We start from the raw sequence: 24612 nt of genomic DNA, 5'->3' as shown, positions 1-24612 counted from the left end.
CGGAGCGGGGTCAGGCGGCGGGGATGAGCTCGCGCTCGGTGCGGCCCGCGGCGAGCGCGCCGAGCAGGACGGCGATGCGCTGGGAGGCCAGGCCGTCGCCGAACGGCGAGGGCAGCGCGGCCAGGTGGTCGAGGCCCGCCCGGCCTTCGGCGAGGCGGCGGCGCACCGCGCGGCCGATCTCCCGGCCCGGGGCGACCAGGTCGGCGAAACCGGCGTCCATCGCCTCGGGCCGCTCCGTGGAGCGCCGCACGACGACCAGGGGGCGGCCGAGGACGGTGGTCTCCTCCTGGATGCCGCCGGAGTCGGACACGATGACGGCGGCGTGCCGGGCCAGGGCCAGGAACGCGCCGTAGCCGAGCGGCGCCAGCTCGGTGAGCGGGGCGAGCAGCGGGGTGAGCCCGGCGGCCTCGATGCGGGCGCGGGTGCGCGGGTGCACGGCGAAGAGGACCGGAAGGTCGGCGGCGAGCGCGGAGAGCTCGGTCAGGATGGCGCGCAGCGCGTCCGGGTCGTCGGTGTTCTCGGGCCGGTGCGCGGTGGCGAGGACGTACTGGTCGGCACTCACGCCGTGGGCGGCGAGCAGCGCGGCGCGCTCGTCGGCGGCGGGCAGGTGCTCCTGGACGGCCTCGACGACGGTGTTGCCGGTGACGGTGATCCGCCCGGCCGGGACGGACTCGGCGCGCAGCAGGTCGCGGTTGTCCTCGGTGGCCGCGCACAGCACGTCCGCGAGCTGGTCGATGACGATCCGGTTGTGCTCCTCGGGCATCGCCCGGTCGTGGCTGCGCAGGCCCGCCTCGACGTGCACGAGGGGGAGGGAGCGGGCGTTGGCGGCCAGGGCCCCCGCGAGGGCCGCGTTGGTGTCGCCCTGGACGACCACGGCCAGCGGCGGCTCCTCGGCGAACAGGGCGTCGAGCTGCGCCAGGGCCGAGGAGATCTGGACGGCGCGGGGCTTGCCGCCGACGCCCTCAAGCAGCGTCGGCTCCGGCAGGCCGAGCTCGGTGAGGAACTGGCCGGACAGGGCGGCGTCGTAGTGCTGGCCGGTGTGGACGAGGTGCGCGGCGGGGCCGAGGAGGCGGACCAGGTGGGCGATCTTGACCAGTTCGGGGCGGGTGCCGATGACGACCGCGACGGAGCGGGGCGGGAGGGTGGGGGCGGCGTGCAACGGGGCTCCTGGCGGGGCGGGGGTGGCTGGGCGGAACCAGGAGCTTGTGGGGTGTGGGTTGCGGGGGCGGCTCGTGTTCGGTTGCCCAACGGTTGCGGCGCCCGCGGCCGCGCCTTTTCGGGCCGAAGGCCCTGGCCCACAGGTCCCCCGCCGCCGGGACCAAGGTCCCTCGCGGGGCGCCCCAGGCCCGCCCCTTCCCGATCCGGGTGCGGCTGCCCCCGTTCCCCCGCTCAAAGCCTTTCGGCGCTCCGCGCCTCGTCCTCAAACGCCGGACGGGCTAGAACTGTCGCCGCAACCGGCACGATTCAGCCCGTCCGGCGTTTGAGGACGAGGCCGAAGGCCGATGCTTTTCGGGGGTGACAGGGGGCGGAGCCCCATGGTTCGGGAAGGGGCGGGCCTGGGGCGCCCCGCGAGGGTCAGCCCTCGCCGCGGTAGCGGTAGCCGAGGCCCCGCACCGACTCCAAGGGGTCGGCCCCCTCACCGACGGCCAGCTTGCGCCGCAGGCGGAGCACCGCGAACTTCACCCGCTCCCGCCCGCCCCCACCGGGATCGTCCCAGACGAGGTCGAGCAGCTGCTCGGTGGTGACGACCCGCCCCCGGTTGCGGACGAGGACCTCGAGCAGCCGGTACTCGATGGCACTCAGCCGAGTCTCGTGGCCCTGCCACACGGCCGACCGCCGCTCCGGCACGAGCCGAAGCCCCGCCTCCACGTAGTCGCCGCGCCACTGCTCGGGGTTGGAGCGCCGCAGGAGCGCCTCGACGCGGGCGAGGAGCTCCACGTGGTCGAAGGGCTTGCAGAGGTAGTCATCGGCGCCGGAGCGCAGGCCGCGGACGCGCTCGGCGGGGCTGGTGCGGCCGGACAGGATGAGCACGGGCAGGTCGGTGAGGTCCCGGGTGCGGTCAAGGACGTCCCAGCCGTCCAGGCCGGGCAGGACCAGGTCGAGCACCATCAGGGCGGGCCGCCGGGCGAACAGCAGCCGCAGGGCCTCCTGGCCGTCGTCGGCGGCCACCACCTCGTACCCGGCGCGGGTGAAGAGCACTCGCAGGGCGAGCCCCAGGTCGGGGTCGTCCTCGACGAGCAGCAGCCGGGTCATGCCGCGCCGGTCCCGGGCGGCCCGGACAGGGGCAGCCACACCTCGACGCCGGTGCCGTGCCCCTCGGCGCTGTGCACGGCGGTGGTCCCGGAGTGCAGCCGCACGGCGTCCCGTACGACGCTCAGGCCGAGCCCGGTGCCCGGGTAGCCGCCGCGGCGGGCGTTCGGGGCGCGTACGAACTCGGTGAAGACCTCCTCGTGGAACTCCTTGGGGATGCCGATGCCGCTGTCGGCCACGGTGATCCGCCAGCCCTCGGCGCCGTCGGGTCCGGGGTGCGGCCGGGCGGTGACGGTGACGGTGCCGCCCGCGGGGGTGAACTTCACGGCGTTGTCGAGCAGCGCGGTCAGCGCCCGCTCCAGCTGCCCGGCGTCGGCGACCAGCCCGGGCCGCTCGCCGCCGGGCAGGTCGAGGGCGACGAAGACGCCGTCACGGGTGGCCCACGGGGTGATGTCGTGCACGAGGCGGGTGAGCAGCGGGCCGGGGTCGAGCGGCGCGAAGGACGGCGGGGCGCCGCCCGCGGCCTGCGCGTACCGGTGCAGCAGGCCGTCGGCCATGTCCCGCATCCGGGTGGCCGCGCGCCGGATCGTGTCCAGGTACTCGCGCCGCGCCTCGTCGAGGGCGCCCAGGCCGGGGTCGGTGAGCAGCTCGCAGAAGGTGAGCATCGTCGACAGGGGGGTGCGCAGCTCGTGCGAGGTGCGGGCGGCGAACTCGGCGCGCTCGCGGGCCAGCTCGTTCAGGGTGTCGATGTGCCGGTGCAGATCGGCCTCGTACCGGAGCTGCTCGGTGACGTCCTCGACGAGCCACAGCACGCCGAGGCGGAGCTCGCCCGCGTCGATGGGCTGCCTGCTGCGGCGCAGCGTACGGCCGTCCCTCAGGCGTACCTCGGCCTTGCGGACGAACTGGCTGCGCAGTGTCCGCGGGGAGGGGGCGGAGTCGTCGGGCAGCAGCCGCGCCACGGCGTCCGCGACGGGGTCGGCGGGCGCCCCGGTGGAGGTGTCGACGTCGTGCAGCCCGCAGATCTCCGCGAACTGCGGGTTGGACGCCACGATCCGGCCGTCGTCCCCGACGAGCAGCGCCCCCAGCGGGATCGCCCGAAGGACGGCCTCGGAGAAGGGGGCGTGCAGCCCCCGGGGCTCCGCCGTCATGCGGGCGACCGGCCCGCGGGCGAGGCGAGGAGCGGGCCGGGCGGCTCCAGGCCGGGTGCGGGGTCGAGGCCGAGCCGTTCCAGTTCGGCGTCGGCGAGCGCGTCGAGGGTGCGTGGGTCGGCGTGGCGCCAGCCCTCGGCGAGGCTGCCGGGGGTGGCGTCGCCGAGGGCGGCGGCGGTCGCGGCCACCTCGTCCAGGGGGCGCAGGAGCGAGCGCAGGGCGAGCAGCTCGCGCCCGTTGGCGAAGGCGGCGAGCTCACGGGCGGCGGCCGCCTGCCGCACCCAGCGCGCGCGGCGCGGCAGCCAGGCGACGAGGACGAGGGCGATGGGCAGCAGGAACAGGCTCGCGGCGGTCACCGCGAGCCCGGCGCGCAGCGTCATCGGGTCGACGGCGTCGGCGAAGCCCACCACCGAGCGCAGGGCGGCGCCCACGTCGTCGCCGACGACGGGCAGGCGCGCGGCGGGCGACCCGGAGGAGGCGACGCCCGAGTCGGGGCCGGGGCGGGTGAGCAGCACGGCAAGCCGGTAGGCGACGAGCGCGGCGGCGGTCCACAGCGCGGTCCACAGCAGGGCGGCCGCGTCACCGGCGAGCTGACGGGTCCGGCGACCCGGATTCTGGGCATACCACATGGTCCGATTGGAACGCCGGGGCGCGCGGTGGCGGGGCAGCCGCGCCGGGGAGTACACCCGTTGTCGTACGGGCGGGGCGCCACGGGCAGGAGGGCCGAAAGTCTGATGTGCCGAGGCAAAGACCTCAGCGATGATGGAGAGGATATGCAGGACCGGCCCGCCGCTGCTACGGCGCTCAGTCAGGCGGTGGCCAGGTGTCGCCGCCTCGCTCGGCGTTGCGCACGCGAACCCCGGGTCCTCGATGGTCTCACCGCGCTCGCCTGTCTGTCCCTGATGGCCCTGGACGTGCCGGGCCTGGCCGCCGACGACAACTCGCTGAACGGCCTGACGGCCGCGCTCGTCCTCACGGCGGGCGCGGCGACGCTGCTCGTGCGGCGGCGCGCCCCCTGGGTGCCGTACCTGGTCGCACTCGGCCTGCTCGGCTGGCTGCACGAGCTGACGCTCGCGCAGTTCGCCCTGTACTCCCTGGCCCGCTACCGGGGGCGGCTCGCCGGGGCGGTGGGCGTCGTCGGCTATGTCTCCTTCGCGTACGTGATGTTCAGCCAGCCCGGCTGGCCGACGCACCGCGGGGACACCCTCAGCGAGTTCCTCAGCCTCGTCGTGCCGATCGGCGCGCTCGCCGCGGGCGTCGGCGTCGCCGCGAACCGCCAGGACCTCGTGCGCGCGCTCCAGGCGCAGCGCGCCCAGACCGAGGCGCTGCGGGCCGTGCAGCGGGAGCGGGCCCGCATCGCCCGCGACGTGCACGACTTCGTCGGCCGCGAGCTGACGCTGCTCAGCGTGCGCTCCCAGGTCCTGGCCCGGCGCGCCGGGGAAGGGCCGGGCGCCGACGGCTTCGAGGAGCTCTCGGAGACCGCCCGCTCCGCCCACCGCATGCTCAACGAGATCATCGTGCAACGGGGCGTCGACGGGCACCCCACGCCCGGCCTGGAGGCGCTCCCCGGCCTGGTCGAGCACAGCGTCCGCGCGGGCAGCCCCGTCACCCTGCACGTCGACGCCGCCGCCCGCGACCTCTCGCCCCTGCGGCAGGCCGCCGTGCACCGGGTGGTCCAGGAGTGCCTCACCAACGCCGCGAAGCACGCGCCCGGGGAGCGCGTGGACGTCGAGGTGCGGGTACGGGACGGCCGCCTCCGGGTCCGCGTCCGCAACGCGCTGCCGGCCGCGGGCCCCGCCGGGGCGCCACCCGTGTCCGCGGGGACGGGGACGGCGGGGATGGGGGAGCGGGTGCGCTCCCTTGGCGGCACGTTCGTTGCGACGGCGCGAGCTGGGACGTACGAGGTCGTGGCCGACCTCCCCACCTGACCCGCGCGGTGTCCTCAAGCGCCGGACGGGCTATCTCCCACCCGCCCGCCCTTACACCTGCGGCTGCCACCGCACCCCCCGACCTAGCGGCTCGCGGCTGGGTGGGTGGGAAAACCAGCCGCGCCAGCGAAGATCCAGCCCGTCCGGCGTTTGAGGACAAGCGCGCCAGCGCGAAGATTCAGCCCGTCCGGCGTTTGAGGACGAGGCGCGCAAGCGCCGATCTCGGTGAGCGGGGGAACGGGGGCAGCCGCACCCGGAGCGGGAAGGGGCGGGCCTGGGGCGCACCCGCGAGGGCTCACGCCGCCGACATCACCCGCTCCAACCCGTCGAAGTCCTCCACACACTTCCCGCACCCCATGGCCACGCTGTCCAGCGGCTCGTCGGCGACGAAGACGGGAATCCCGGTGGCGGAGGAGAGCCGCAGATCGAGCCCGGGCAGCAGCGCCCCACCCCCGGTGAGCACGATCCCGTGCTCCATGACGTCCCCCGAAAGCTCCGGCGGACACTCCTCAAGGGTGGCCCGCACCGCCGCGATGATGGCCTCCACCGGCTCGTCCAGAGCCCCCCGCACCTCGCCCACCGTGAGCTCCACCGTCTTCGGAAGCCCGCCCACCTTCTCGCGCCCGCGCACGGTGAACGTCCGCGACGCGAAGTCGTCGGCGCCCGGCACCGGCCCCGCCGAGCCGATCGCGACCTTCACGTCCTCGGCGGTGCGCTCGCCGATGAGCAGGGCGTGCTCCTTGCGCACGTAGTCGGTGATCGCCGTGTCCAGGCGGTCGCCGCCCACGCGCAGGGACCGCGCGGTGACGATGCCGCCCAGCGAGATCACGGCGACCTCCGTGGTGCCGCCGCCGATGTCGACGACCATGGAGCCGCGCGGCTCCGCCACGGGCAGCCCCGCGCCGATCGCGGCGGCCATCGGCTCCTCGATCAGGTGCACGGCCCGCGCCCCGGCCCGCTGCGCGGCGTGCACGATGGCCCGCCGCTCGACCTGGGTGACACCGCTGGGGACGCACACGACCATGCGGGTGCGGGGCCTGCGGCCGGAGACGGCCTTGCGCACGAAGTGCCGGATCATCTCCTCGGCCGCCTCGTAGTCGCTGATCACGCCGTCCTTGAGGGGACGGATCGCCGTGATGGAGCCGGGGGTGCGGCCGATGGTCTCCTTGGCCTCCGTGCCGACGGCGAGAGCCCCGCGCGCGCCCTCCTTGACGGCGACCACGGACGGCTCGTTGAGCACGATGCCCTGACCACGTACGTACAGAAGGGTGTTGGCGGTGCCGAGGTCGATGCCTATGTCCATGATCGCCAAGTTTGCCGGGCGCATCCCGGACGCGGAGGGACTTTGGTCCCGAATCGGGCGGGACCAAGGTCCCGAGCGCCTCGGGGCCGCCCGCACGGCCGCTGTCGGCGGGTCTCCGTAGACTGGCGTACGTGAGTGACCTCCCTCCGAACGACAGCCCGCACGACGACGAGAGCGGCCCGGCCGGCTCCTCGGCCCGTCCCGACCAGTTCGACGAGATCGTCGCCGCCGAAACCGGCCGCGACCCCGATCTCGCCGTCATCGAGGCGGGCAGCCGCACCCTGCGCGCCCAGGCGGGCCCGCCGCAGGCCGACGCCCCGGCCCGCCCCGCCGACCCGGAGGTGGACAAGGCGCTGCGCGAGGTCGAGGCCGAGCTCGCGGCCCGCTGGCCCGAGACCAAGCTGGACCCGTCCGTCCAGCGCATCAAGGCCCTGCTCGACGTCCTCGGCGACCCCCAGCGGTCCTACCCCTCGATCCACATCACGGGGACGAACGGCAAGACCTCCACGGCCCGCATGATCGAGGCCCTCCTCGGCGCCTTCGAGCTCCGCACCGGGAGGTACACCTCCCCCCACGTGCAGTCGATCACCGAGCGCATCAGCCTGGACGGCGCCCCGGTCACCGCCGAGCGCTTCATCGAGGCGTACGAGGACATCAAGCCGTACGTGGAGATGATCGACGCCAAGGAGGAGTTCCGGCTCTCCTTCTTCGAGGTGCTCACCGGCATGGCGTACGCCGCCTTCGCGGACGCCCCGGTGGACGTCGCCGTCGTCGAGGTCGGCATGGGCGGCACCTGGGACGCGACGAACGTGATCGACGGCACCGTCGCCGTCGTCACCCCCATCGACCTGGACCACACCGACCGCCTCGGCACCACGACCGCCGAGATCGCCACCGAGAAGTCCGGCATCATCAAGCAGGACGCCACGGTGATCATGGCCCAGCAGCCGGTGGACGCCGCGCAGGTGCTCCTGAAGAAGGCCGTCGAGGTGGACGCGACCGTGGCCCGCGAGGGCCTGGAGTTCGGCGTCGTCGCCCGGCACATCGCCGTCGGCGGGCAGCTGCTCACGCTGCGCGGCCTCGGCGGGGAGTACGAGGAGGTGTTCCTGCCGCTGCACGGCGAGCACCAGGCGCACAACGCGGCGGTGGCGCTCGCCGCCGTCGAGGCGTTCTTCGGCGTCGGCGCCCAGCGCGTGGAGCCCCTGGACATCGAGACGGTCCGCAAGGCCTTCGCCGCCGTCTCCTCGCCCGGCCGCCTGGAGATCGTGCGCCGCTCGCCCACCGTCGTCCTGGACGCCGCGCACAACCCGGCGGGCGCCCGCGCCGCCGCCGCGGCCATCGGCGAGGTCTTCGACTTCAGCCGTCTGATCGGCGTCGTCGGCGTGAGCGACGGCAAGAACGCGCGCGAGATGTTCGAGGCCTTCGAGCCGATCTTCGCCGAGGTCGTCATCACCCAGAACTCCAGCCACCGCGCGGCGGGCGTGGACGAGCTCGCGGGCGTCGCCGTCGAGGTCTTCGGCGAGGACCGCGTCCAGGTCGAACCGCGCCTGGACGACGCCCTGGAGGCCGCGATCACCCTCGCCGAGGAAGAGGGGGAGTACGCGGGCGGCGGCGTCCTCGTCACCGGCTCCGTCATCACCGTCGGCGAGGCCCGACTGCTCCTGGGGAAGGGCTGACCGCCGTGCGCACGCTCTGTTCTTCGACGCTGATCGGCGAATTCTTTGTGGTGGGATTCGCGGGGTTGGTCGCCATGAAGGATCCGGACTTGTCCATGGCCACGGTCTGGACGGTGTGCGGCGTCGCGATGCTGCTGTGCGTGCTGCTGTGTGGCGTGATCACCAGGCCAGGTGGAGTGCAGCTGGGGTGGGCACTGCAGATCGCGCTGGTCGCAAGCGGTTTCGTGGTCCCGATGATGTTTATCTTGGGAGCGATGTTCGCGGCGCTTTGGTGGGCGTCAGTGCACTTCGGGCGCCAGATCGACGAAGCGAGGGCACGGCACGCGGCTCAGACGGAGGCGTCTTAGGGCGCTGTCAGTAGCAGGTGATTAACTGAACGCGGTACCTGGGCCTCTCCGCCGACGCGGAGGTGATCCGCCGATCACGAAGAACTCGCCGATCAGCGTGGACTGCTCCCCACCTCTGTGGGGGTCCTCCGGTCCGGGTGCCGCCACCTCAGTGACACCCGGTAGCCTCAGGCCGACCAGACCCACCCCCTGGCCTGCAAGGAGCCGCACACCATGACTCAGCGCACTCTCGTCCTCCTCAAGCCGGACGCCGTCCGGCGTTCACTGGTCGGCGAGATCATCGGCCGTATCGAACGCAAGGCCGATTGGAAGATCGTCGCGCTGCAGCTCCGCACTCTCGACCGCCCCACCTTGGAGCAGCACTACGCCGAGCACGTCGGCCGACCCTTCTACGAGCCCCTGGTCGCCTTCATGTCCTCCGGCCCCGTCGTCGCGCTGGTCGCCGAGGGTGAGCGCGTGATCGAGGGCGTCCGTCAGCTCGCGGGCCCCACCGACCCGATCGCGGCCGCGCCCGGCTCCATCCGGGGCGACTTCGGCACCATCGTGCGGGAGAACCTGATCCACGCCTCGGACTCCGCCGAGTCCGCCGAGCGCGAGCTGAAGATCTTCTTTCCGGGTCTCAGCTGAGACCCCGGCGCGGCAGGGGGCCGAAAAGGCCGCCGAAAAGACCCCGCCAGAAACGCGTCAGAGTTTCCTGACGCGCTGACGAGGAGTCAGTACACCGCGCCCGCTGACCAGGGACGGCCGAAGAAATTCGGCCGTCCTTTTGGCATATGCGCCCCGATTGGGGGAACCCGTGCCTCGGATGGCACGTCTCCAAAGGCGGGGCCGCACATCATCTGCTGACAATGGCGCAGACCCTCGCGCCGTGCACGTGCGGGCGAGACTACGATGGAAGCCTCCACGCCACACAGCACCCACCTCGCCTACCTAACAAGCCATCACACGCTCCACTAGGGAAGGCCAGACGCATCCTCATGGGGAACAACATGTCGTTCATCGGCCGTGACATGGCTGTCGACCTCGGGACCGCCAACACGCTGGTGTACGTCAGGGGTCGGGGGATCGTACTCAACGAGCCGTCCGTCGTCGCGATCAACACCAACACCGGCGGCATCCTCGCGGTCGGCGCCGAAGCCAAGAAGATGATCGGGCGCACACCGGGCAACATCGTCGCGGTGCGTCCCCTGAAGGACGGCGTCATCGCCGACTTCGAGATCACCGAGCGGATGCTGCGCTACTTCATCCTGAAGATCCACAAGCGTCGCTATCTGGCCCGCCCGCGCGTCGTCGTCTGCGTGCCCTCCGGCATCACCGGCGTCGAGCGCCGCGCCGTCATCGAGGCGTCCTCGCAGGCCGGTGCCCGCCAGGTGCACATCATCGAGGAGCCCATGGCCGCGGCCATCGGCTCCGGCCTGCCGGTGCACGAGGCCACCGGCAACATGGTGGTGGACATCGGCGGCGGCACCACCGAGGTCGCCGTCATCTCCCTCGGCGGAATCGTCACGGCACAGTCCATCCGCGTCGCGGGCGACGAACTGGACAACGCGATCATCCAGCACATCAAGAAGGAGTACTCCCTCCTCCTCGGTGAGCGCACGGCCGAACAGATCAAGATCACCATCGGTTCCGCGTACGACATGGACGCCGACGAGCACACCGAGATCCGCGGCCGCGACCTGGTCTCCGGCCTGCCGAAGACCGTCGTGATCTCCGCCGCCGAGGTCCGCAAGGCCATCGAGGAGCCCGTCAACGCCATCGTCGACGCGGTCAAGACGACCCTCGACAAGTGCCCGCCGGAGCTGTCCGGCGACGTCATGGACCGCGGCATCGTCCTCACCGGCGGCGGCGCCCTGCTGCGCGGCCTGGACGAGCGCCTGCGCCGCGAGACGGGCATGCCGATCCACATCGCCGAGGACCCGCTGGACAGCGTGGCGCTCGGCTCGGGCAAGTGCGTCGAGGAGTTCGAGGCGCTCCAGCAGGTGCTGGACGCCCAGCCGCGCAGATGAGCTGACGTGAAAGGATCCGCCGTACGAGTGCCCGCGGCCTCGTGCGGCGGATCGTTGCTGTACCTCCCGGGGCGCCCCCGGGAGCCCGGCCCGACCAGCGGTCAGGCCAGTGGTCAGGCCGGGGACGGACGCGGACACCGCGTAGCAAACCCGCGTGGTATATAGGCAAGACCTAAAAATTGGGCAAGGCACCAGCATCCCGCGGACCTCGACGGCGCCGTGGATCCTGGGCCGCAGAATTCCGACTTGAGGAAGGCACGGCCGCCGCACGTGAGGGACACACGAGAGAGCCGGCTGCTCCTGGTGCTGCTGATCGCCATCGCGTTCGCACTGATCACGGTGGACATCCGCGGCGGCGAGGACTCACCGGTCGACGGTGCCCGACAGGCCGCCGCCACGGTCTTCGGCCCGGTCGAGGACGGCATGGCGACGGCCGTCGACCCGATCGGCAACGCCATCGGCGCGGTCCGTGACTCCGGCGACCGCCACGACCGCGTCGCGCGACTGGAGCGCGAGAACGCCGCCCTGAAGGCCAAGCTCGGCAGCGACGACCGCAACCGCAGCCGGGTCAAACAGCTCGACGCCCTGCTCAAGAAGGCGGGCGCGGGACAGTACGGCATCAAGGGCGCCGAGGTCATCGGCATAGGAGCGGCCCAGGGCTTCTCCTGGACGGTCACCATCGACGCCGGCGCGAACGACGGCATCAAACGCGACATGACGGTCCTCAACGGCGACGGCCTCGTCGGCCGCGTCACCACCGTGGGACCCACCACCGCGACGGTCCTGCTCGCCAACGACCCCGACTTCACCGTGGGCACCCGCATGGAGAAGACCGACGAACTCGGCTTCGCCTCCGGGCAGGGCGACCGCCCGCTGCGCGTCCAGATGCTCAACGGCAAGGCGAAGGTCAAGAAGGGCGACCGCCTGGTCACCTTCGGCTCGCAGGCCGACAAGCCGTTCGTGCCGGGCGTCCCCGTCGGCGAGGTCGTCCGCGTCGACCCCTCCGGCGGCGACCTGACCCGCAACGTGTACGTACGGCCCTACGTCGGCTTCACCCGCCTCGACGTCGTCGGCGTCGTCGTCCAGGCCCCGCGCGAGGACCCCCGCGACAGCGTCCTGCCGGACAAGCCCGCCAAGCCCAAGCCCACCCCGACCGTGACGGTCACCGCGACGCCGCCCGGACAGGCGCCGGCCGACGGCGACGCCGGGCAGAACGAGCAGTAGGAGCACTGACACCATGCGCTTCAACCGGATCCTGCTCTCCAGCGCCCTCGTCGTGGTCGCCCTCGTCATCCAGGTCAGCGTCCTCGCCCGGCTCCAGCTGCCCGGCGCCGTCCCCGACCTGGTGCTGCTCACCGTCCTCGGCCTCGCCTTCGTCTACGGCCACGTCGGCGGCGCCCTGATCGGCTTCGGCGCGGGCCTGCTCACCGACCTCGCCCCGCCCGCCGACCACGCCGCCGGGCGCTACGCCCTCGTGCTGTGCGTCATCGGCTACCTCGCGGGCCTCGCCAAGCCCGACACCGGCCGCCTTCGCTCCGCCAGCGGCCCGCTCTTCGTCGTGGTCGGCGCCGCCATCGGCTCGACGCTCCTGTACGCGGGCGTCGGCGCCCTCGTCGGCGACGACGCCGCCCGCCACGTCGGCCTCGGCGGACTGCTGTTCACGGCCGCCCTGTACGACCTGCTGCTCGCGCCGTTCACCATCCCGCTGATCATCGCCCTGGCCCGGCGCGCCGAGAACGACCCGCTGGGCGAGAGCCCCGCCAACACCAAGGCGGCCGACGTCTCCTCCGGCTGGCTGTCCTCCGGCACCGGCCTGAGCATCGGCAACCAGCGCGGCGGCGGCCTGCGCACCAAGGCGGCCAAGGTCCGCGCGGCCCGCGCCGGACGCATCAAGGGGGTCAAGCGCCTGTGAGCGCACCGCAGTTGACGTACGGACCAGGGGAGGAGTGAGGCAGTGACCGCCCACCCGTCGCCCACCACCACCCTTCCAAGGAATGGGCTCCGCCCATGACCAACATCCCGGAGACCGGCCGCACGCCGCGCGTCCAGATCCGCCTCGTCGTCATCCAGATCCTCGTTGTCTCGCTGCTCCTCACCCTCGGCGGCCGCCTGTGGTATCTCCAGGTGCGCAACGGCGCCGAGTACGCCGAGGAGGCCTCCGGCAACCACGTCCAGCAGGTCGTCCAGCCCGCCGTGCGCGGCGAGATCCTCGACGCCCGCGGCGTGCCCATCGCCGACAACCAGACCCGCCTCGTCGTCTCCGCGTCCCGCACCGAGCTGATGAAGATGAAGGACGACGGCGAGGGCGTCCTCGCCAAGCTCGCCGACGTCCTCGGCATGAGCGCCAAGGACGTCTCCGACAAGGTCCGCCTCTGCGACTCCAAGACGCCGCAGCCCTGCTGGAACGGCTCGCCCTACCAGCCCATCCCGATCACCGACGAGGCCACGCCCAAGCAGGCCCTCCAGATCCGCGAGCGCTCCGAGGACTTCCCCGGCATCACCGCCGAGCCCACCGCCGTGCGCCGCTACGGCGCCCCCGGCAAGGCCAACACCGCCCAGGTCCTCGGCTACCTCTCGCCGGTCACCGACGACGAGATCAACAAGGCCAAGGACACCGACTCGCCGTTCCTGCGCTCCGACCAGGTCGGCCGCTCCGGCCTCGAGCGCACCTACGACAAGCAGCTGCGCGGCAAGGCGGGCGTCACCCGCTACGAGGTCGACAACCTCGGCCGGGTGATAGGGAAGGCCAAGTCCGACAAGGCCGAGCCCGGCTCGAACGTCGTGACCAGCATCGACGCCCGCGTCCAGGCCGTGTCCGAGTACTGGCTGAACGACGCGATGGAGAAAGCGCGCGACGTGTTCGACAAGAACACTGGCGAAAACTACAAGGCCGACGCGGGCGCTGTCGTCGTCATGGAGAACAAGACCGGGCGCATCGTCGCCATGGCCTCCAACCCGACGTACGACCCGAACGCCTGGGTCGGCGGCATCTCCGGCAAGGACTACGCCCGCCTCACCGGCAAGAAGTCCAACTACCCGCTGCTTAACCGCGCCATCCAGGGCCAGGCGGCGCCCGGCTCGATCTTCAAGGTCATCCCGACGACAGCGGCGGTCAACGCGGGCTACGAGTTCGACGGCCGCTACCCCTGCCCCAGCTCGTACTCGATCGGCGGCCAGACCTTCAAGAACTTCGAGTCCCAGGGCCACGGCTCCATCACGCTCGGCCAGGCCCTCGAGGTGTCCTGCGACACCGTCTACTACAAGCTCTCGCACGACGAGTGGCGCAAGGACGGCGGCAACAAGCCCACGAAGGACCCCAAGGACTGGTTCTACCGGACCGCCCACCAGTTCGGCCTCGGCAAGGAGACCGGCGTCGACCTGCCCAACGAGGTCAGCGGCCGCGTCCCCGACCGCCAGTGGAAGAAGGACTACTGGCAGGCCAACAAGAACGCCTGGTGCAAGCAGGGCAAGAAGAGCGGCGACTACGCCGAGCGCATCGCCTACGAGAACTGCCTCGAAGGCATGAAGATGCGCGCCGGTGACTCCGTGAACTACTCCATCGGCCAGGGCGACACGCTCGTCACGCCCATCCAGATGGCCACCATCTACTCCGCCATCGCCAACGGCGGCACCCTGTACGACCCCACCGTCGGCAAGGCGATCATCAGCCCCGACGGCAAGCACGTCCAGGAGATCAAGCCCAAGGCCCACGGCAAGCTGCCCATGGACGCGGCCCTGCGCAAGGACATAGACGGTGCCCTCGCGGACGTGGCCACCCAGGGCACCGCCGCCTGGCGCTTCGGCGGCTGGCCGCAGGACAAGATCCCGATGCACGCCAAGACCGGCACCGCCGAGGTCTACGGCAAGCAGACGACGTCGTGGTTCGCGACGTACACCAAGGACTACTCGATCGTGATGACGATCTCCCAGGGCGGCACCGGATCCGGCGCCTCGGGCCCTGCCGTGCGCCAGATCTACAACGCCATGTACGGCCTGGACGACAGCGGCAACCAGGACCTGAAGAAGGCCCTGCTGCCCGCGCCGCAGAAGTCCCTGCCGAAGATCCAGGCCGACGGCTCCATCGACGCCCCGAAGGTCAAGCCCTTCAAGCCCGGCAAGCCCAAGCCGCCGCAGGAGCAGCAACAGCAGGGCGATCCGCAAGATCCGCAAGATCCGCAGGACCCGCAGGACCCGCAGGGCGATCCGCAGGACGACCAGCAGGAGCTCGCGGGCGCGCCCGCGAACTGGAGGCGCGACTGATGGCCGGCACCAACGGGTTCTCCGTCTCGGGCTACGGCCCCGAGCGCTCCACCATGGCCCGCCTGTTCGCCCGCGACTCGATGCTGCGCAGGCTGGACTGGCCGATACTGCTCGCGGCCCTCGCGCTCTCCGTGATCGGCAGCGCGCTCGTCTACTCGGCGACCCGCAACCGCACGGAACTCGTCGGCGACGACCCGTACGCCTTCGTGTTCAAGCACGTCATCAACATCGGCATCGGCCTCGCCCTGATGGCGGGCACGATCTGGCTCGGCCACACCACCCTGCGCACCGCCGTGCCGATCCTCTACGGCCTCTCCGTCTTCCTGATCCTGCTGGTCCTGACCCCGCTCGGCGCGACCATCAACGGCGCCCACGCGTGGATCGTCATCGCGGGCCAGTCGCTCCAGCCCTCCGAGTTCTGCAAGATCACGATCATTCTGGGGATGGCGATGATGCTCGCCGCCCGCGTCGACGCGGGCGACAAGGAGCATCCCGACCACCGGACCGTCGTCCAGGCCCTCGGCCTCGCCGCGGTCCCGATCATGATCATCATGCTGATGCCCGACCTCGGCTCGGTCATGGTCATAGTGATGATCGTGCTCGGGGTGCTGCTCGCCTCCGGCGCCTCCAACCGCTGGATCTTCGGCCTGATCGGCGCCGGCGCGCTCGGCGGCGTCGCCATATGGCAGCTGCACGTCCTCGACGACTACCAGATCGCCCGCTTCGCCGCCTTCGCCAACCCCGCGCTCGACCCCGCGGGTGTCGGCTACAACACCAACCAGGCCCGCATCGCGATCGGCTCCGGCGGCCTCACCGGCACCGGCCTCACCAACGGCTCCCAGACCACCGGACAGTTCGTCCCCGAGCAGCAGACCGACTTCGTCTTCACCGTCGCGGGCGAGGAGCTCGGCTTCGTCGGCGCGGGCGGCATCCTGCTGCTGCTCGGCGTCCTGCTGTGGCGCGCCTGCCGCATCGCCCGCGAGACGACCGAGCTGTACGGCACCGTCGTCGCCGCCGGGATCATCGCCTGGTTCTCCTTCCAGGCCTTCGAGAACATCGGCATGACCCTCGGCATCATGCCGGTGGCGGGCCTCCCGCTGCCGTTCGTGTCGTACGGAGGGTCCTCCATGTTCGCCACCTGGGTGGCCGTCGGCCTCCTCCAGTCGATCAAGGTGCAGCGCCCGCTGTCCGCGTGATCCCGCTACCGGGGCGCTCGGGGACTGCCCAGCGCCCCGGATCGCGTCTAGATTCGGTGCATGGCGGAGACGAAGCGCGAGATCGAGCGGAAGTACGACGCCGGGGCCGACGGGAGCCTCCCCGACCTGCGGGGTGTCGCGGGCGTGGCCGACGTCGTCGACAAGGGCGTCGCCGACCTCGACGCCGTCTACTACGACACTCCTGACCAGCGGCTCGCCGCCGCCTCCACCACCCTGCGCCGCCGCACCGGCGGCGCCGACGCGGGCTGGCACCTGAAGCTGCCGGTCTCCTTGGCCGAGGGCGTGCGCGACGAGGTCCACGCGCCCCTTTCGGACGAGGTGCCGCGCGCCCTGGCGGGCCTGGTCCGCTCCCGGGTGCGGGGCGAGCGCCTCGCGCCGGTCGTACGCCTCAGGTCGGCGCGGGACGTACGGCACCTCGTGGACGCCTCGGGCGGCCTCCTCGCGGAGGTCTGCGTGGACCGGGTGCGCGCGGAGCGCCTGAGCGGCGGCCAGGGCAGCACGTCCTGGACGGAGGTCGAGGTCGAGCTGGGGGAGTCCGGCGACCCGGCACTCCTGGACAAGGTCGAGAAGAGGCTGCGGAAAGCAGGCGTACGGCGGGCGAAGACGGCGTCGAAACTGGCGCGGGCCCTGGCGGAGACCGGGGCCGGGGCCCCGCGGGACGGGTCAGCGCGGCCTTCGGCGCCGGGCACCGGTGACACGGCCGGTCACCACGTCCTCGCCTACCTCCGCGAGCAGCGCGACGCCCTCGTCGCGCTCGACCCCGCCGTCCGCCAGGACCTCCCCGACTCCGTCCACCAGATGCGCGTGGCCACCCGCCGCATGCGCAGCGCCTTCAAGTCGTACGGAAAGATCCTCGACCGCACGGTCACCGACCCGCTCGGCGAGGAGCTGAAGTGGCTCGCCGGGGAGCTCGGCGTGGACCGCGACCGCGAGGTCCTCACCGACCGCCTCACCACCGGCCTCGCCGAGGTCCCCCGCACCCTGCGCCTCGGCCCCGTCCGCGCCCGCCTGCGGATCTGGTCGGTCGCGGGCCGCACCGGCTCCCGGCGCCGCACCATCGCCGTGCTCGACGGCAAGCGCTACCTGGCCCTGCTCGACGCCCTGGACGCGCTGCTCGCCGACCCGCCGCTGCGCAAGGCCGCCGCGGCCCCCGCCACCGGGGCCTTGCCGCAGGCCGTGCTCAAGGACTTCGACCGCCTCGCCACCCGCGTGGACCACGCGCTCGCCCTCGCCCCCGGCGAGGAGCGCGACCTGGCCCTGCACGAGGCCCGCAAGGCGGCCAAGCGCGCCCGGTACGCGGGCGAGGCGGCGCGGCCTGCCCTCGGCAAGCCCGCAGGCCGCTTCGCCAAGCGGGTCAAGGCCGTGCAGACGGTGCTCGGCGACCACCAGGACAGCGTCGTCGCCCGCGAGACCCTGCGGAACCTCGCGATCCAGGCGCACGCGGCGGGCGAGTCCACGTTCACCTGGGGCCTGCTGTACGGCCGCGAGGAGGCGGCCGCGGCGGCCCGGGAGCGGGAGCTGCCCGAGGTGTGGGCGAAGGCGGCGCGGCCCAGGCTGCGGGCGGCGCTCGGCGGCTGACCCGGCTCGGGGCGCTGCGCCGATGGTGTGACGGGGACAGGGCCCCGGCCACGTTAGGCTTGAGGGTCACCCCTGTCAGCTCACGAAGGTCCAGCGATGTCTGTCGAGTCGGTTTTCCCGCAGCTCGAAGCCCTGCTCCCGCATGTGCAGAAGCCGATCCAGTACGTAGGCGGCGAGCTCAACTCCACCGTCAAGGACTGGGACTCCTGCGACGTCCGCTGGGCGCTCATGTACCCGGACGCGTACGAGGTCGGGCTCCCGAACCAGGGCGTCATGATCCTGTACGAGGTACTGAACGAACGGGACGGCGTCCTCGCCGAGCGCACGTACAGCGTGTGGCCGGACCTGGAGGAGCTGATGCGGGAGCACAAGGTCCCGCAGTTCACCGTGGACTCCCACCGCCCGGTGAAGGCCTTCGACGTCTTCGGCCTGTCCTTCTCCACGGAGCTGGGCTACACGAACATGCTCACGGCCCTGGACCTCGCGGGCATCCCGCTGGAGTCCAAGGACCGCGGTCTGGACGACCCGATCGTCCTCGCGGGCGGCCACGCGGCCTTCAACCCCGAGCCGATCGCGGACTTCATCGACGCGGCGGTCATCGGCGACGGCGAGCAGGCCGTGCTCGACATGACGGAGATCGTCCGCGCCTGGAAGGCGGAGGGCCGCCCCGGCGGCCGCGAGGAGGTCCTCTTCCGCCTCGCCAAGACGGGCAGCGTCTACATCCCGGCGTTCTACGACGTCGAGTACCTCCCCGACGGCCGCATCGGCCGCGTCGTGCCGAACAAGTCCGGCGTGCCGTGGCGCGTGTCCAAGCACACCGTCATGGACCTGGACGAGTGGCCCTACCCGAAGCAGCCCCTGGTCCCGCTCGCCGAGACGGTCCACGAGCGCATGTCGGTCGAGATCTTCCGCGGCTGCACGCGCGGCTGCCGCTTCTGCCAGGCGGGCATGATCACGCGCCCGGTGCGCGAGCGCTCGATCACGGGCATCGGCGAGATGGTCGACAAGGGCCTCAAAGCGACCGGCTTCGAAGAGGTCGGCCTGCTGTCCCTCTCCTCCGCCGACCACACCGAGATCGGCGACATCGCCAAGGGCCTCGCGGACCGCTACACGGAGGACAAGATCGGCCTGTCCCTCCCCTCCACCCGCGTGGACGCCTTCAACGTCGACCTGGCCAACGAGCTGACCCGCAACGGCCGCCGCTCCGGCCTCACCTTCGCCCCCGAGGGCGGCAGTGAGCGCATGCGCAAGGTCATCAACAAGATGGTCTCGGAAGAGGACCTGATCCGCACCGTCGCCACCGCCTACGGCAACGGCTGGCGCCAGGTGAAGCTGTACTTCATGTGCGGCCTGCCCACCGAGACCGACGACGACGTGCTCCAGATCGCCGACATGGCGATGAACGTCATCCAGAAGGGCCGCGAGGTCTCCGGCTCCAACGACATCCGCTGCACGGTCTCCATCGGCGGCTTCGTGCCCAAGCCCCACACCCCCTTCCAGTGGGCCCCGCAGCTCTCCTCCGAGGAGACCGACGCCCGCCTGGCCAAGCTCCGCGACAAGATCCGCGGCGACAAGAAGTACGGCCGCTCCATCGGCTTCCGCTACCACGACGGCAAGCCCGGCATCGTCGAGGGCCTCCTCTCCCGCGGCGACCGCCGCATCGGCGCCGTCATCCGCGCCGTCTACGAGGACGGCGGCCGCTTCGACGGCTGGCGCGAGCACTTCAGCTACGACCGCTGGATGGCCTGCGCCGACAAGGCCCTCGCCCCGTTCGGCGTGGACGTCGACTGGTACACCACGCGCGAGCGCACCTACGAAGAGGTCCTGCCCTGGGACCACCTGGACTCCGGCCTCGACAAGGACTGGCTCTGGGAGGACTGGCAGGACTCCCTCGACGAGACCGAGGTCGAGGACTGCCGCTGGACGCCGTGCTTCGACTGCGGTGTGTGTCCGCAGATGGATACGGCTATACAAATCGGCCCGACCGGCAAGAAGCTCTTGCCTCTGACGGTCAAGAAGACGCCTGTGACCAGCTGAAACGGCGGCTGAGGGGTGAGTGAGGCGCTGCGACGGATCGCTGGGGCTGTGGCAGAGGTCACAGAGGCTGAGGTCGTCGCGGCGCTGCGCGCGGCGGGCGCCTCGGGCAAGCGGGAGGCGCCGCCCGCCTCGGCGGCCCCGAGAACGCCTCTGCCGCCACCTGGCGGCTCGCCGGGCATCCCGTGCGAGGTGGAGTGGGTCTGAGGCCTGGGAGCGCCTGCGAGGCGCTCTGGGCTTGGGCCCCGCGTTGCTCGCCGCTAGTGGCCCTCGGCGGCTGCCGCCACTCGTTCCGGTTTCAGGGTCATGGCTGTGCCCCCGTACTTCTTTCGAGGTACGGGGGCACAGTGCGTTCCGCGTTGCCGGAGGTCGTCTACTTCTCGACCTTGCTGATCCGCCAGCCGACCATGCCGGTGGCGCCGGACAGCCCCTTGGTGTCCACCTCCAACTCGTCCCGCGACCCCACGGTTCGCTGGGTGGCCGGGACGCCGTCACAGTCCACGGTTCGTTGGGCGGGCTTCCCCCATGAGACCGAGAGGCTGATCTTCCCCGTGCCCGCGCAAGCGACCGCCAGCTCGTACGAGGTTCCCTCGGTCAGCTCCGGCCGGACATGAACCCCGTCGCTGACGCGCTCCAGGCCGGATTCGACGAACGATGGGTCGCTGTCGTCGATCGTCTCCGTGCCCAGCGCTTCCCGCACGCGCTTGCCCAGCTTCTGCTGGTCGTCGGACCATGCGTTCATGCTGGACGTCGGACGACTCTTCTCGGTCGGTTCGTCCGATCCGTCGGAGTCACTCGTGCATCCGGTCATCAGAGTGAAGGACAGCGCGGCGCCGACCAGCAGCGCGGGCCTCACGTGCTGCCGCGGGGTGCTCATGAGTTCGTGGTCCAGAAGCGCCAGCCTGTCGCCTTGGTGGGCAGCTTGGCGCTGCCCGAACCGAGCTTCACCTTGCCGCAGCGGTCGGCGCTCGTCTCGTACTTGGTCCACTTGGTCTTGTAGCCCCATGAACCGTACTGCAGGTGCCCGTACTTGCGGCCGGGAATGTCATGGCTGTACTCGTGACCGACGGTGATCCCCACCTCGGCGACGACCTTGATACCGAACGTGGCCTTGGACTTGGCGATGATGGCGTTGGCGCTGGCCTCGACGCTGCCGCTCACCTCGACACTGACCTTTCCGGCCTTCTCGACCTTGACCTTCATCGTGCCGCCGGGGCCGTCCTTGTACAGGGTGCCGTTCCACCACGACGGCACGTGGTAGTTCTTCTTGCTCGTGGTCTTGTACCATTTCTTGTACGGGTAGTCGCACCGAGGCGGCGCGGAGGCATCGTTGGTCACCTCCGGGAGGGCGTCGAGCTTGTCCTCAAGGGCTACTTCGGCGGGCGACATAGTGGAGCCTTCCACCGCGCTGTCGCTGGTCTCCTGGGTGGCCACCTGCTCGGAGCTGACCTCCTCGGGCGCGGAGTCCGCAGGTTCCTCGGCGTTGGCCGTGGCGGTCAGTGTCGCGGTGAGGGCAAGAGCTGCGGCCGGTATGAGCGCACGCCGCATCGACGAACTCCGCATGGGTTCCCCTCTTCTGTTATCGCCTGGTCAGGCGGGTCGGGAGAAACGTACAGCTACTCACCGGTCACAGTCGATCACTGAGTGGATCTTCTGAGCGAGATTTGAGCTGGAGTGGAGCGGCCGTGTGAGTCGAACCTTGACGGCAAGGAGTGACTCGTTGGGGTACTGGACGAATAGCGACGGTGGCTCCATGGTGCGACCCTGGACTCAGCACCTTCCGGCCGAAGCGCTTCGGCGTGTGGCCTGTGACGCTCCGACCGGTGTGACGGAAGAAGGTGGCGGAGATGGGTCAGACGGCACTGCCCCCACGCAGACCCCGCACGGTCGCGGAGCACAAGGACCTCTCCCGGATCGTTCTCTTCTACGCGCTGGCCCTGAGTGTTCTCTTGATCGCCATCGCCGCGCTGATCATGAGCATCGGATGGTCGGATCTGGTCGACAACTCTCGGCGCATCTGACACGCGGGTGGGGGCCCTTGGCGGGGGAGATCCCGCCGGATGCTGAGGTATGGAGGACTGCGCCAGATTAGAACGGAAGCTCTGGCCCGGCTGCGCCGCGTCTGATCGTTGTGATCTGCTCGTGGAAGTTTCGCGTGGCGGCTTCGCGCGGGTAACGGGAACGAAGTTCCCTGTCCAACTCGTCGGCGACCAAAAGCAGGGATGGCAGTGACTTCCGGCTGGCCTCAAGGGCTGCGGTGCCCATGTCGACTGCCCCTTCGATCTCCCCGGTGCGAGCGGAAGCGACACCGAGCGTGAGGCGAGCCTCTGCCGCGCGCATGGGTGAGATTTCGGTTCCGTCGGGGCCCGTGCTGATGCGGATGACTGAGCGGGCGTGGGTGGCGGCGCGTTCGTCGTCGCCGAGTAGGCGGTACGCGTCCATTTCGTAGAAGTCCCACTTGTCCGGGTCGATTATGAAGTGGTGCTCGGGGTGGTCCGGGCGGGGCAGGCGCTCCAGGCGGGCGCGGCCGGCGTCCAGGGAGTCGCGGACCAGGCGGGCATCTCCCATGCGGGCTGCGGCGCGGGCCTTGTGGGCGTACAACTGGACGCCGACGGAGTGGGTTTGATCGGCGGCGTGTCCGGCGTCCACTGCGGTGAGCATGTCGTCCCAGCGGCACTGGGTGAGGGCGAACCACGCCTCTATCTCCCACGCCCACGCCTTGATCTCGCCGTGCCCGGCCTCCTCGCCGATGCGGAGTGCTGCGGCCTTGCTGAGGTTGGCGGCCTCGCGCTGGCCCCGGTCGTACTGGACGCACGCGTTCAGGAGGAAGAGCCATCCGGCGTCGACGAGGAGCTCTCGGTGCTGCCGCAGGGTCATGCGGCTCTCAAGCTGCTTGGTGACGTACTGCAAGCCGTTGCGGGTGCGCTGGTGGAGGTAGTCGGCGTCCGCGTAGGGGTACGCGCGGGCCAACTGGTCGATGCCTTGCTCGATCGACTCCAGGGCCGCGCTGTTGATGCTGGACATCTCTGTTCGGCGGAGCAGTTCGGCGATGTCCCAGAGGCCTGCGCCGCCTTGGGCGAGGAGAGTGCTCGGGTCGTCTGCCTGAGATGTTTCCGGTGTCCGTTCCAGCTCCCACGGGCGTGGGGTGAGGCCTGCGAGGTGGCCCGGGATGCGGAGGCCGTCGACTACTTCGAGGATATTGAAGTGCTGGGTGATCCGGGGGCGTACGCCCGTGCCGTTGGTCTCGGAGCGGGCCATCTTGCCGATGTGCTCGCGCTTGTAGCCGACGGCTTCGGCGATCTTCGCGTAGCTGATGTTGCCGTGGAGCTTCGCGAGGCGGAAGACCTCGCCGAAGTCGTGGTGGGCGATGGCCGCGCGGACGTCGGCGCGTTCCAGGACGTGCGGCGGCAATGCTGCTGGTGTCGGAGCGACTCCGGCCATCTCACTTCCCCATCGTGATTGACCTGATCTTCTCGTGTACCCGTTTCGCGAGTGTACCCACGAGGGGGGTCCCCAAGAGGGGGGAGCGACAGCGGGGGTGGGAGGTGCACTCTCGCTGCACCCTGCCGGGAGCGGCCCGGCGGGAGTGGGCCCGGGACGGTGGCTGTGTCATGAACGCGAGGCGAGTCCGGCGGCATGAGAGCCCTTCGAAGGGTGCCGGGGGTGGCGGTCCGTATCCCGGTGCGGCGCCGGTGAACGCTGGGCACTACCGGGCGCTGACGCTCTTCGCCGAGTCGCCGGACGCCGCCCGGGTGGCCCGGGAAACGCTCCGTACGTGGCTTGAGGACTGGGGGCTCGGTGCCTGGTGCGATGACGTCCGGCTCGTGGTCTCGGAGCTGGTCGGCAATGTGATTCAGCACGCCGTTCCAGATGGGCATCTCGCGCGCCCCGGGGCCAGTCGGCGGGTGGACGTGTCCGTGGCCACGTGGCCCGGGCTGCTGTGCATTGGCGTAGGTGATGAGGACTCGACTCCGCCGGACCTGCCCGTGGGCGAGTGCGTCTCGCCTGCCCTGGCGAGCGACTTACCAGAGGCGCTGCTACCGGACCGGGGGCGCGGCCTGCTGATCGTTCAGCGGCTCGCTGACTCGGTGTGGTGGTCACCGGAGGGGCAGGGCGGCAAGACGGTGTGGGCCCGCTTCGATCTCGACAACGCCACGTAGAGACCCTCCGGTTCGCCGTTGCCCTGTGCGCCTTCTCGTGCGCCGGGGAGGTGACGACGGCGGGTCGGAGTACGGCCGGTTGTCCACCCAACTCCGGCCGCATGGGGGGTGCGGCCTCTGGGCCCCTATTCCTGGGGGCCGCACTCCACAACCTCATACCGAGACCGGGCCACCCCATCAGCCCTGGAAAAGCGAAGGGTGGCCCGGCTGGGGACTCTGCGGCCCCCGGTGCCCGATGGTACCGGGGTCGCAGTGCTGCATCTCGACCTTGGCGCAAGTGAGTTGACGATCCGTTATCTCGATCAAGGTAAAGGTGAGCGAAGTGACTGGCGCGGGTGAGGACTGGCTGAGTGACAGCCTGGGCGTCGCGGGCGGGGACTTCGGTTCGTGGGTTCCCGGCGTCGACTACCTGGCGGGCTGGCGCGAGGCGCGGGAGGCCGCCGACCGGTTGAACCGTGCGCTCCTCAGCGCGGGTTTCGAGCTGCGGGAGATGCGCTGTGTCGCCTCGACGGATGAGGGCGGGGGCGGTCTCGTGCGGCTGGCGGGTTCCCCGGGTGCGGTGGACCGGCTCGCCGGGCTCCTGGAGTTGACCGCGAGCGGCGGGGGCGGTGGTGCGGCATGAGGCGCCGTCCGCCCGGTGAGCGGCGCACGTGGGCACGTCGGTGGGCTGAGGCTTTGGGCTGGAGCTGCTTTGGCGCGAGT

Annotated in this window: 23 protein-coding genes; 15 read left to right on the top strand and 8 right to left on the bottom strand. The window is 71.3% G+C overall.

All coding sequences use genetic code 11. From position 1 onward, the window contains the following. Window positions 1-10 precede the first annotated feature (10 nt). From wecB to AC07A4_RS08730, 4 genes are all read right to left on the bottom strand, one after another. Window positions 11-1159: a non-hydrolyzing UDP-N-acetylglucosamine 2-epimerase gene (gene wecB, locus AC07A4_RS08745; protein ID WP_478594929.1), complete on the bottom strand. Its 1149-nt coding sequence runs from the start codon at window positions 1157-1159 to the stop codon at window positions 11-13. Between the two features lie 416 nt (window positions 1160-1575). Then, a complete protein-coding gene (locus tag AC07A4_RS08740) occupies window positions 1576-2253 on the bottom strand; it encodes a response regulator transcription factor (RefSeq protein WP_478594927.1) in 678 nt (225 codons plus the stop codon). Next, window positions 2250-3398: a PAS domain-containing sensor histidine kinase gene (locus AC07A4_RS08735; protein ID WP_478594925.1), complete on the bottom strand. Its 1149-nt coding sequence runs from the start codon at window positions 3396-3398 to the stop codon at window positions 2250-2252. The genes AC07A4_RS08740 and AC07A4_RS08735 overlap by 4 nt, the downstream gene beginning before the upstream one ends. After that, a complete protein-coding gene (locus AC07A4_RS08730) occupies window positions 3395-4027 on the bottom strand; it encodes a hypothetical protein (protein WP_478594922.1) in 633 nt (210 codons plus the stop codon). The genes AC07A4_RS08735 and AC07A4_RS08730 overlap by 4 nt, the downstream gene beginning before the upstream one ends. A gap of 144 nt (window positions 4028-4171) precedes the next feature. Here AC07A4_RS08730 and AC07A4_RS08725 point away from each other — a divergent pair, with 144 nt between their 5' ends. Then, a complete protein-coding gene (locus AC07A4_RS08725; protein ID WP_478594920.1) occupies window positions 4172-5326 on the top strand; it encodes a sensor histidine kinase in 1155 nt (384 codons plus the stop codon). A gap of 295 nt (window positions 5327-5621) precedes the next feature. Here AC07A4_RS08725 and AC07A4_RS08720 read toward each other — a convergent pair whose 3' ends face one another. After that, complete coding sequence (locus AC07A4_RS08720; protein ID WP_478594917.1) at window positions 5622-6629, bottom strand: rod shape-determining protein; 1008 nt, start codon at window positions 6627-6629, stop codon at window positions 5622-5624. A 131-nt stretch (window positions 6630-6760) separates the two neighbouring features. Between AC07A4_RS08720 and folC the strand changes: the two genes are divergently transcribed. The 11 genes from folC (at window position 6761) to AC07A4_RS08665 (ending at window position 19957) form a co-directional block, all read left to right on the top strand. Continuing rightward, window positions 6761-8305, top strand: coding sequence for a bifunctional tetrahydrofolate synthase/dihydrofolate synthase (gene folC / locus AC07A4_RS08715; RefSeq protein WP_478594915.1), 1545 nt, complete (start codon window positions 6761-6763; stop codon window positions 8303-8305). Between the two features lie 5 nt (window positions 8306-8310). Further along, window positions 8311-8652: a DUF4233 domain-containing protein gene (locus AC07A4_RS08710; protein WP_478594913.1), complete on the top strand. Its 342-nt coding sequence runs from the start codon at window positions 8311-8313 to the stop codon at window positions 8650-8652. A 213-nt stretch (window positions 8653-8865) separates the two neighbouring features. Then, complete coding sequence (gene ndk / locus AC07A4_RS08705; RefSeq protein ID WP_478594911.1) at window positions 8866-9279, top strand: nucleoside-diphosphate kinase; 414 nt, start codon at window positions 8866-8868, stop codon at window positions 9277-9279. Window positions 9280-9641: 362 nt separating this feature from the next. Continuing rightward, window positions 9642-10661 carry a rod shape-determining protein gene (locus AC07A4_RS08700; protein WP_030362602.1) on the top strand — a complete coding sequence of 340 codons (1020 nt, stop codon included), beginning with the start codon at window positions 9642-9644 and terminating at the stop codon, window positions 10659-10661. 270 nt (window positions 10662-10931) lie between these two features. Next, the gene (gene mreC / locus AC07A4_RS08695; RefSeq protein ID WP_478594908.1) at window positions 10932-11885 is read left to right on the top strand and encodes a rod shape-determining protein MreC; all 954 of its coding nucleotides are present in this window, start codon (window positions 10932-10934) and stop codon (window positions 11883-11885) included. Window positions 11886-11898: 13 nt separating this feature from the next. Then, window positions 11899-12573: a rod shape-determining protein MreD gene (mreD, locus tag AC07A4_RS08690; protein WP_478594906.1), complete on the top strand. Its 675-nt coding sequence runs from the start codon at window positions 11899-11901 to the stop codon at window positions 12571-12573. A 95-nt stretch (window positions 12574-12668) separates the two neighbouring features. Then, window positions 12669-14921 (top strand): penicillin-binding protein 2, encoded by a 2253-nt coding sequence (gene mrdA / locus AC07A4_RS08685; protein WP_478594903.1) that lies wholly within the window; start codon window positions 12669-12671, stop codon window positions 14919-14921. Further along, a complete protein-coding gene (rodA, locus tag AC07A4_RS08680; RefSeq protein WP_478594900.1) occupies window positions 14921-16117 on the top strand; it encodes a rod shape-determining protein RodA in 1197 nt (398 codons plus the stop codon). The genes mrdA and rodA overlap by 1 nt, the downstream gene beginning before the upstream one ends. 60 nt (window positions 16118-16177) lie before the next feature. After that, window positions 16178-17716, top strand: a complete 1539-nt coding sequence (locus AC07A4_RS08675) for a CYTH and CHAD domain-containing protein (RefSeq protein WP_478594897.1) — start codon at window positions 16178-16180, stop codon at window positions 17714-17716. Window positions 17717-17812: 96 nt separating this feature from the next. Continuing rightward, window positions 17813-19753, top strand: coding sequence for a TIGR03960 family B12-binding radical SAM protein (locus tag AC07A4_RS08670; RefSeq protein WP_478594894.1), 1941 nt, complete (start codon window positions 17813-17815; stop codon window positions 19751-19753). Between the two features lie 48 nt (window positions 19754-19801). Further along, on the top strand, window positions 19802-19957 hold the full coding sequence (locus AC07A4_RS08665; RefSeq protein ID WP_478594892.1) for a hypothetical protein: 156 nt from the start codon (window positions 19802-19804) through the stop codon (window positions 19955-19957). A gap of 166 nt (window positions 19958-20123) precedes the next feature. Here AC07A4_RS08665 and AC07A4_RS08660 read toward each other — a convergent pair whose 3' ends face one another. After that, window positions 20124-20627 carry a hypothetical protein gene (locus tag AC07A4_RS08660; RefSeq protein ID WP_478594889.1) on the bottom strand — a complete coding sequence of 168 codons (504 nt, stop codon included), beginning with the start codon at window positions 20625-20627 and terminating at the stop codon, window positions 20124-20126. After that, window positions 20624-21313 carry a hypothetical protein gene (locus AC07A4_RS08655; RefSeq protein ID WP_478594886.1) on the bottom strand — a complete coding sequence of 230 codons (690 nt, stop codon included), beginning with the start codon at window positions 21311-21313 and terminating at the stop codon, window positions 20624-20626. Before AC07A4_RS08655 ends, AC07A4_RS08660 begins: the two co-directional genes overlap by 4 nt. 284 nt (window positions 21314-21597) lie before the next feature. Between AC07A4_RS08655 and AC07A4_RS08650 the strand changes: the two genes are divergently transcribed. Continuing rightward, window positions 21598-21771 carry a hypothetical protein gene (locus AC07A4_RS08650; RefSeq protein ID WP_478594883.1) on the top strand — a complete coding sequence of 58 codons (174 nt, stop codon included), beginning with the start codon at window positions 21598-21600 and terminating at the stop codon, window positions 21769-21771. Window positions 21772-21838: 67 nt separating this feature from the next. On the opposite strand, the gene AC07A4_RS08645 is transcribed toward AC07A4_RS08650, so the two are convergent. Continuing rightward, the gene (locus AC07A4_RS08645) at window positions 21839-23191 is read right to left on the bottom strand and encodes a tetratricopeptide repeat protein (RefSeq protein WP_478594880.1); all 1353 of its coding nucleotides are present in this window, start codon (window positions 23189-23191) and stop codon (window positions 21839-21841) included. 251 nt (window positions 23192-23442) lie between these two features. Here AC07A4_RS08645 and AC07A4_RS08640 point away from each other — a divergent pair, with 251 nt between their 5' ends. Next, the gene (locus AC07A4_RS08640) at window positions 23443-23910 is read left to right on the top strand and encodes an ATP-binding protein (protein WP_478594877.1); all 468 of its coding nucleotides are present in this window, start codon (window positions 23443-23445) and stop codon (window positions 23908-23910) included. Between the two features lie 322 nt (window positions 23911-24232). After that, a complete protein-coding gene (locus AC07A4_RS08635) occupies window positions 24233-24532 on the top strand; it encodes a hypothetical protein (RefSeq protein WP_478595910.1) in 300 nt (99 codons plus the stop codon). Window positions 24533-24612: the final 80 nt, after the last annotated feature.

The organism is Streptomyces sp. NPDC043996, assembly GCF_056435225.1.
The sequence above is the reverse complement of the archived record's forward strand: the minus strand, read 5'-3'. Positions and strand labels throughout refer to the sequence as shown.

Bases quoted from the DNA above. Each gene is read 5' to 3' on its own strand.
- AC07A4_RS08725 (WP_478594920.1), top strand. From the start codon at position 4,172: ATGCAGGACCGGCCCGCCGCTGCTACGGCGCTCAGTCAGGCGGTGGCC.
- AC07A4_RS08660 (WP_478594889.1), bottom strand. From the start codon at position 20,627: ATGAGCACCCCGCGGCAGCACGTGAGGCCCGCGCTGCTGGTCGGCGCC.
- AC07A4_RS08650 (WP_478594883.1), top strand. From the start codon at position 21,598: ATGGGTCAGACGGCACTGCCCCCACGCAGACCCCGCACGGTCGCGGAG.
- AC07A4_RS08675 (WP_478594897.1), top strand. From the start codon at position 16,178: ATGGCGGAGACGAAGCGCGAGATCGAGCGGAAGTACGACGCCGGGGCC.
- AC07A4_RS08740 (WP_478594927.1), bottom strand. From the start codon at position 2,253: ATGACCCGGCTGCTGCTCGTCGAGGACGACCCCGACCTGGGGCTCGCC.
- AC07A4_RS08645 (WP_478594880.1), bottom strand. From the start codon at position 23,191: ATGGCCGGAGTCGCTCCGACACCAGCAGCATTGCCGCCGCACGTCCTG.
- AC07A4_RS08730 (WP_478594922.1), bottom strand. From the start codon at position 4,027: ATGTGGTATGCCCAGAATCCGGGTCGCCGGACCCGTCAGCTCGCCGGT.
- AC07A4_RS08735 (WP_478594925.1), bottom strand. From the start codon at position 3,398: ATGACGGCGGAGCCCCGGGGGCTGCACGCCCCCTTCTCCGAGGCCGTC.
- mreD (WP_478594906.1), top strand. From the start codon at position 11,899: ATGCGCTTCAACCGGATCCTGCTCTCCAGCGCCCTCGTCGTGGTCGCC.
- AC07A4_RS08655 (WP_478594886.1), bottom strand. From the start codon at position 21,313: ATGCGGAGTTCGTCGATGCGGCGTGCGCTCATACCGGCCGCAGCTCTT.
- AC07A4_RS08700 (WP_030362602.1), top strand. From the start codon at position 9,642: ATGTCGTTCATCGGCCGTGACATGGCTGTCGACCTCGGGACCGCCAAC.
- rodA (WP_478594900.1), top strand. From the start codon at position 14,921: ATGGCCGGCACCAACGGGTTCTCCGTCTCGGGCTACGGCCCCGAGCGC.
- AC07A4_RS08720 (WP_478594917.1), bottom strand. From the start codon at position 6,629: ATGGACATAGGCATCGACCTCGGCACCGCCAACACCCTTCTGTACGTA.
- mrdA (WP_478594903.1), top strand. From the start codon at position 12,669: ATGACCAACATCCCGGAGACCGGCCGCACGCCGCGCGTCCAGATCCGC.
- ndk (WP_478594911.1), top strand. From the start codon at position 8,866: ATGACTCAGCGCACTCTCGTCCTCCTCAAGCCGGACGCCGTCCGGCGT.
- AC07A4_RS08670 (WP_478594894.1), top strand. From the start codon at position 17,813: ATGTCTGTCGAGTCGGTTTTCCCGCAGCTCGAAGCCCTGCTCCCGCAT.